The sequence below is a fragment of the Noviherbaspirillum denitrificans genome, assembly GCF_002211445.1.
Lineage (GTDB): Bacteria > Pseudomonadota > Gammaproteobacteria > Burkholderiales > Burkholderiaceae_D > Noviherbaspirillum > Noviherbaspirillum denitrificans.
Genome location: NZ_LSTO01000001.1, coordinates 3,802,546 through 3,809,651, shown reverse-complemented (window position 1 = coordinate 3,809,651; position 7,106 = coordinate 3,802,546). Strand labels below are relative to the sequence as shown.

4 protein-coding genes are annotated in these 7,106 nt (G+C 63.2%); all 4 read right to left on the bottom strand.

The features are described 5' to 3' along the window. A partial coding sequence (locus AYR66_RS18470; protein ID WP_088709911.1) for an acetate--CoA ligase family protein occupies positions 1–1,552 on the bottom strand: 1,552 nt, incomplete at its 3' end. A 7-nt stretch (positions 1,553–1,559) separates the two neighbouring features. Continuing rightward, complete coding sequence (locus tag AYR66_RS18465) at positions 1,560–2,549, bottom strand: Bug family tripartite tricarboxylate transporter substrate binding protein (protein WP_234814936.1); 990 nt, start codon at positions 2,547–2,549, stop codon at positions 1,560–1,562. 279 nt (positions 2,550–2,828) lie between these two features. Beyond that, positions 2,829–5,762, bottom strand: a complete 2,934-nt coding sequence (locus AYR66_RS18460) for an EAL domain-containing protein (RefSeq protein ID WP_088708721.1) — start codon at positions 5,760–5,762, stop codon at positions 2,829–2,831. 433 nt (positions 5,763–6,195) lie between these two features. Continuing rightward, on the bottom strand, positions 6,196–7,106 hold a 911-nt coding region (locus AYR66_RS18455), incomplete at its 5' end, for a Kelch repeat-containing protein (RefSeq protein WP_272938351.1).

The following is a 7,106-nucleotide window of genomic DNA, read 5'->3' as shown; positions in this document are numbered from 1 at the left end:
CGACGACCGCCCCGCCGAAGCTGCGGAATGCGCTTTCGGCTTCGTCCGCGCTGCCGCAGACGGCGAAGTCCACCACCGGCACGCCGGCTTCCTTCAGGAGGCGAAGACTGTCGGCCTCGGATTGCAGGCCCTGCCTCGTCACACCGGCCGCTTGCTTCTCATCCAGGATGCGCGCGGCGGGCAAGGGCCGGCGGTGCTGCGCGTACTGGCGCAGCGCGTGGACAGCGTCCGTCTCGGTGCGGAATACCGGCAGTCCCCTGGCCTTGAAGGCGTCACGCACGCTCGCCTGCGGGGCGCTCACGACAAACGCCTTCCCGCTCGATGCCGAGCAACGGGCGGCCGTCGCGGCGAGTTCCGGCACGTTGTACCCCGGGCCGGCAACCGGCACGCCGACCAGGAACATGTCGGCCTGGGGATCCTGCGCGAGCACGTTCAGGACGTCGCCGAACATGCAGCCGTTGCCCATCAGGGCGGCGGTCAGGTCCAGCGGATTGGCGGCGGTCGCGAATCCGGGAAGGATTTCGGTCAGCCTTGCCCGTGTGTCCTCGCTCAGGTCCGCCAATGCCAGGCCCGCGCGGTCGGCGGCGTCGGCGCACATGACGCCGACGGCGCCGCTGTGGCTCATGACCACGGTCCGGCCCTCGCCGGTGTGCGCCTCCGTGAGGTAGAGCGGCACGGCGTTCACCAGTTCGTGCAGGTCGCGTGCGCGCCAGATGCCGTGGCGCTGCAGGAAGGCGTCGAGTGCGCCGTCGTGTCCCATCATCGCCCCGGTGTGCGAGGCCGCCGCCTTCGCGCCGCGTTCGCTCGCCCCGCCCTTGAGCAGGATGATGCTCGCGCCGCGGGCGCGGGCGATCGCCGCCGCTTCGGCCAGGTACCGGGGCCGGGTGATCGATTCGACATAGACCAGGATGACCTTGACCGTTTCATCCAGCGCCACGGCCCTGGCCAGCTCGGCCACGCCGAGGTCGGCATCGTTGCCGGTGGCGGCGAGATAGCGCACGCCGATGCCCATTTCGCGCAGCATGGCGTAAGGCATCACGCTGGCGGCCCCGCTCTGGCTGACAATCGCGATCGGGCCGTCCATCGGCTGCACTTCCATGAACATGGTGCTGAAGTTGAGCACTGCCCCGGTGGCGAAATTGGCGATTCCCTGCGCATTCGGGCCGATGAGGCGCATGCCGTAGGCATTTGCCGCGTGCACCAGTTTCTCCTGCAGCATGCCGCCTTCGCGGCCGGTCTCGGCGAATCCCGAACTCATGACGACAGCGTGGCGTATGCCGCGGCGTGCGCATTGTTCGACGGCCTGCATCGCTTCGCTGCCGGACACGGCAATGATGGCCGCGTCGGGAATGGCATCGATCGCGTCCAGTGACGGATAGCAACGCAGTCCCTGGACCTGTTCGCGTCCGGGATTGACCGGATAGAGCTCGCCCTGGTAGCCGAAGGCCTTCATGTAGTGGAGCGGCCGCCCGCCGACCTTGTTCGGATTGTCCGAAGCGCCGATTACGGCCACCGAGGCCGGTGCGAGCAGTGTGCGGATATCTGTGTCCATGGTGTTCCTAGTCGATGGTTGCGCCGGATTCCTTGACGACCTTGCTCCACTTGGCCGTGTCCTTCTGGATCATTGCGGCAAAGTCGGCCGGGTTGCCCGGCAGCGGGTCGACACCGATGGATGCGAACTTGGCCTTGGTCTCGGGTGCGGAGATGATTTTCTGCAGCTGCTGGTTCAGCTTCTTCACGACGTCGTCCGGCGTGCCGCGCGGCGCGGCGAGCCCGAACCAGATCTGCACTTCGAAACCGGGCACGCCGGCCTCCTCGATGGTCGGCACGTTCGGCAGCGCTTCCGACCTTTTCCGGCCGGTCACGCCGAGCGCTTTCACCTTGCCTGCGCCGAGGTACTGCACCTGGCTGGAGACGGTGTCGAACATCATCGACAACTGGCCGCCCAGAAGATCGGTGAAGGCCGGCGCCGCGCCCTTGTAGGGCACGTGGACGACGTTGATCCCGGCCATGGTTTTCAGCAGTTCGCCCGAGATGTGGCTGGAGCTTCCGTTGCCGGCCGATCCGAAGGTCAGCACGCCGGGCTTGCTCCTGGCCAGCCCGATGAGGTCCTTCAGGTTGCTGACCGGGCTGTTCGCCGGCACGACGAGGACATTATTAGTGGAAGCGATCGAACCGATGGGCTCGAATGCTTTCATCGGATCGACGCGGAAGCTCCTGTACAGGCTGGGGTTGATGGCCATCGTGCCGGTCGTGGCAAGGAATAGCGTGTAGCCGTCGGGCGCGGACTGCGCGGCGGCCGACGTGGCGATCGTGCCGCCGGCGCCGCCGCGGTTTTCGACGATCACCGGCTGGTTGAACGCTTGCGAGATCTGCTGTCCGACGAGGCGCGCCAACACATCCGTCGGCCCCCCTGCGGGGAAGGGAACAATCAGGATGACTGGTTTCTCGGGATAGGCGGCATGCACGGCCGGGGAACCGAACAACAGAATGCCTGAACATGCGAGGACGCGGACAAACTGGCGGCGCCAGGAGGTATGGGGTTTCACGTTGTCTCCTTCTGTCATGAATTGTTCATGCATGTTACGGCGTCGGTCCGTTATGAAAAAGTGCAAATTTATTGATATCGGATATGCATAAAGTGGATTGCTGGGATCGATGGCGCAATGCGTTTCGCATGCACGGGAGAACACGCGGTGCACATTGAGGAAAGGCGCGTTGGAACGGAAGGAAGGTGAGATTGAATGACTCGCGCAACAAGGCGGGAGCGTTGCATGAAAGAGGCCGCCATAGACGCATCGCCGGCTGATGCCGGCCAGCAAGTGCATTTACACTTGGCAACGCATGCATGCGTTCTCGACCCCTTCCCGGCTTGACAGGTCTTCGTCGAGAAGCGCGATGAAGTCTTTTTCCGGCATGGGCCGGTGAAACAGGTATCCCTGGATGAAATCGCAGCCCATCGAGCACAGTTCCCGCCACTGCGCCTGGCTATCCACCCCCTCTGCCACGAGCTTAAGTCCAAGGGATTTTCCGAGATTGATGATGGCACGCGTGATAAGGCGGCTTTCGCCGTCCGTTTCCATGCATTCGACAAACATCCTGTCAATCTTCATGACCTCGACCGGCATGCGTGTCAGTTGCGCGAGCGACGAATAGCCTGTGCCGAAATCGTCGACCGCTACCCGCAGGCCAAAGCCGGCGAGCCGGGACAATACTTGCAGATTGGACTCCACGTCCGCCATCAGCGAGGTTTCCGTGATCTCCAGCGTAATGCGCGAGGGATCCGCGCCGGTGTCGCGCAAGATCTCGGCAAACAGATCCGCGAGCGAGCCGTCGCTTAACTGGCGCGTGGACAGGTTGAGCGACACGTAGGGCGCCTGGTCGCCCCAGCGCATGCGCCATGCCGCTTCCGCCCGGCATGCTTCCCTGAATACCCACGCCCCGATCGGCACGATGGAGCCCGTCATCTCGGCGATGGGAATGAACAGCGCCGGGGACACCTCGCCTTCCGGAGGCCGCCAGCGCAGGAGAAGTTCCGCGCCGACAATCCGGCCGCTGTCTGCCGCAACAATCGGCTGAAAGCGGGTCGAAAGCTCGTCGCGGTTGATGGCCAGTCGAAGTCCGTTGGCGATGAAGAGCCGCTGCCGCGCCTGCTCGTGCAGGCTTTGACTGAAGAACTCCCAGCCGTCGCGCCCGCGTTCCTTCACCGCATGAGTGGCGGTTCCGGCGAAACGCAGCATGTCATCCGCTGAATGGGTACTTCCGGTGCCGACCGCAATGCCGATGCTGGCAGTGACGAACAAAGGCCTGCCGTCAAACTCGAATGGCGCACGCAGCACGTCGATCAGGCGCTCCGCGAGGACAGCCACGTTTTCCGGCTGCTCCACGTGCTCGCACAGGATAACGAACTCGTCGCTTTCCAGGCGCCCGACCGAATCGCCGCCGCGTAGCTGACCGATGAGGCGTGAGGTAATCGCCCGGAGCAATCCGTCGCCCACTTCGTGTCCATGCGTCTCGTTGATCAGCTTGAACCCGTCGAGGTCGAGAAAGAGCAGCGCCACGGCCTTGCCATCGCGCCGCGAGCGGTGCAATGCGCGCATCAACCGTTCCCGGAAGAGGTGCCGGTTCGCCAACCCGGTCACCGGATCGTGCGTGGTACGCCGCAAAAGCTCCGCCTCGACCTTGCGCGACTCCGTCACGTCACGCATGGTTGCCACGAGCAGCCAGCTTCGCCCATTGCGGAACTTGGCGATCGATACCTCCAGAGGAAACTGGCTTCCATCCTTGCGGTAGCCCATGACCTCGTTGCGGGTCGACATACGCCGTTCGAAATCGCCGCTGTCGATGAATGCCTGGACCAGTTGTGCGTGGCGCTGGCGTGCATGGGGCGGCAAGAGCAGATGCATGGACATGCCCACCAATTCATCCTCCGCATATCCAAAGGCCAGGCAGGCACTTGGATTGGCCTCGGTAATGGTACCGTCCGCAGTCGCCGCAATGATGGCCATGTCCGCGAGCGAAAGAATCTTTTGCGCGGCGTGCGGGCGGCTCAAGGCGAACGGGTCCTTCTCGGTCGGCACAGGCGCTGGCACATGCCTTCCGTTATCCCGAAGTCCGCCTGCGGATCGGTAGCGGTCGGGAATCAGGGGCGGGTTGTGGCCGAAGCTTTCCACGATTTCAAATGCACCGCTGGCGTCGCAGCGGCCGAGCCAGGTGCTCGCCGATGCATGGTGGGATGCAGGATCCATCACCACCTTGCCTTGCGGCCCGCAGACACTCACCTGTTCCAGTGCGTCGACCACGGACTCGCTATCCGGCGATCCGGCAAGCTCGACCGCGCTGGCAAAGGCGTGCACGCACACGTATGCGCCCGTACCGAAGGCGGTCAAGATGCCGTACCCGTTTGGCCAGAACCCGGGCATGTGCGACAAGCGATCGAGAAATGCCCGGTTCCTCGCATTGTCGATCGTCATGAAGTAAGTGCTGCAGGCGTAAATCCCGGATCGCGCGCGCCCCGACATGCGGCTGGCAATCACCTCGTCGAAATGCCCGGCAGCTACCGCCATCCGCTTTTTCAAGCCACGGTCAGAGAAACGCTCAAGCACGTCCGCCTGATCGCTTCCAGGGAAGCAAGGCATGAACACATTGGCCCCTGAACGGGCCACGCGCTCGAGCAGCCGGTTGATGTCCGCTGCATGCGCACCGGTTGGCAGATACTCCTCCCCTGCGCACTCCGCATCGCGTTCCCTCAGTACTGCCTTGGCGGCATCGATGAGCCCGCGTGACCATTCATCATTGCTTCCGGCGAAATAAAACCTTGGCCCATATTTGTCGACCATGTACGGAAGCATTTTGCTGATCAATTGGTTGGGAAGCGCCGCAAAATGAAAAAAGTAGCGGCCGGAAATGCTGCCTTCGTAGGATGTAAAGTTCAGGTAGGGGATGCGCCGCTCTTCCGTGACCCTGGATGCCACCGCCAAGCGCGAGCTGGACAGTACGGTGCCGACGATCGCATTACATCTCGCCTCTTCCACCAGTCGCCGGGCCGCCGGCACGGCAGTGTCCGGCATGCTGCCATCGTCTTCAATCACGAGTTCCAGCGGACGCCCGAGAATACCGCCCCGTGCATTGATCTCATCACGCGCTATTTCCGCAGCGAGCGCAATCTCCGTCCCATACATAGAAGCCAGCTTGGTCTGCGGCACCATCAGTCCAAGGCGAATCGGGTCGACCATGTGCTTTTCCTTCAGATTGGCGCGCATCTGGCATGCCTACGCTGCGCATGCACGTTGCGCCGCCCGGCAGGCGGCATACTTGCACTACCCCTGACTTTCCTGGGCGATATTGCCTCATTATAAGGGTGGCGACCTGTTTGTCTAGGACAATATTAGATCAGCAGCGAGGTATATGGGCAATTTTGCCGATCTATGCCAATTTTATCCATCTATTGTCTATGACATAATCGATTGCCAAAGTTGTCAGAAAGTCATCCGTGGGCTGCCTTGGACAGCAGGAGTGACGCGAAGACTTGCTGCCTGGCTGTCCTGGACCAATGCCAGTAGATGGATAACGGGCGGGCCGAACCCTGATGTCGCCGCATGGCACATCTGCCTGTCCGGTGAGCCGGATGCGTCCATCACCGCCCGAAGATTAAGACCTTCGTTGACACGGCGGACAATCGTGACGGATGTCCCGTCATCCAAACAATTCCGCCGAATCCATGGCATTGCCGAAACGGTCGACACCGCCGGCCATCAGTACCCTGCCGTTCGGGAGCGCCGTTGCACTGTGACCGGCACGCGCCGTCGTCATGTCCGGACCGCGCACGACAGTCCCTGATTCCGGTGAGAATATCTCCGTGCCGGATAACACCGCCGTGCCCGGCATGGCGCTCCCGCCTGCAATCAGTATCCTGCCGTCCGTGAGTCCTGCGGCCGCGTGCATCGTGCGCGCCTCCTGCAAGCGCGTGGCGGGCCGGAACGCCACGCCTCCGACCGCCAGGCCCGTGATCAGGGAGGAAGGCACCGCGCCGTTATAGTCCTCGCCGCCAATCACGTAGGTATCCCCTCCGTAGATCGTCACTACGGCAGGGGCAATGCGCGGTACTGCCTCATAGGGAGGCATGGACAGGACGGTTGACGTAAGCGTTTCCAGGTCAATGACTTCCGGCGCCGCTCCCGCGCCGGATAGCGCCACGCCGCCGTAGAGAACAAGAAGGCGCGGCGTCACCAATGCCGACGCATGCCCATAGCGGGCGACGTCGAGGCGCGCCGGCACCCTGGAAAACTGTTCGGTCCGCGGATTGAAGATATCCATGGTGTCGCTCGCGTAGTTTGGTCCTGCGGATCGGCCGCCTGCCAGAAGCACCCGCCCGTCCGGAAGGCGGGTCGCAGTATACATGGAGCGGTTCTGCAGCGGTTGATGCAAAGTGGCCCGCGATTGTCCGGAGCGGGGATCGAAGACCTCGGCGGAAGGCGCACCCGAAGTGGTGCGGGTGCCGCCGGCAACAAGAATCCTTCCGTCTTCGAGCAATACCCCGCAGTGGTGAGTCCGGCCGGTCGCCAGTTCACCCGCATGCGTGAATCGGCTCACCGCAGCATCGAATG

Coding starts and splice junctions, on each gene's coding strand:
- AYR66_RS18460 (WP_088708721.1), bottom strand. CDS start 5,762: ATGCGCGCCAATCTGAAGGAAAAGCACATGGTCGACCCGATTCGCCTT.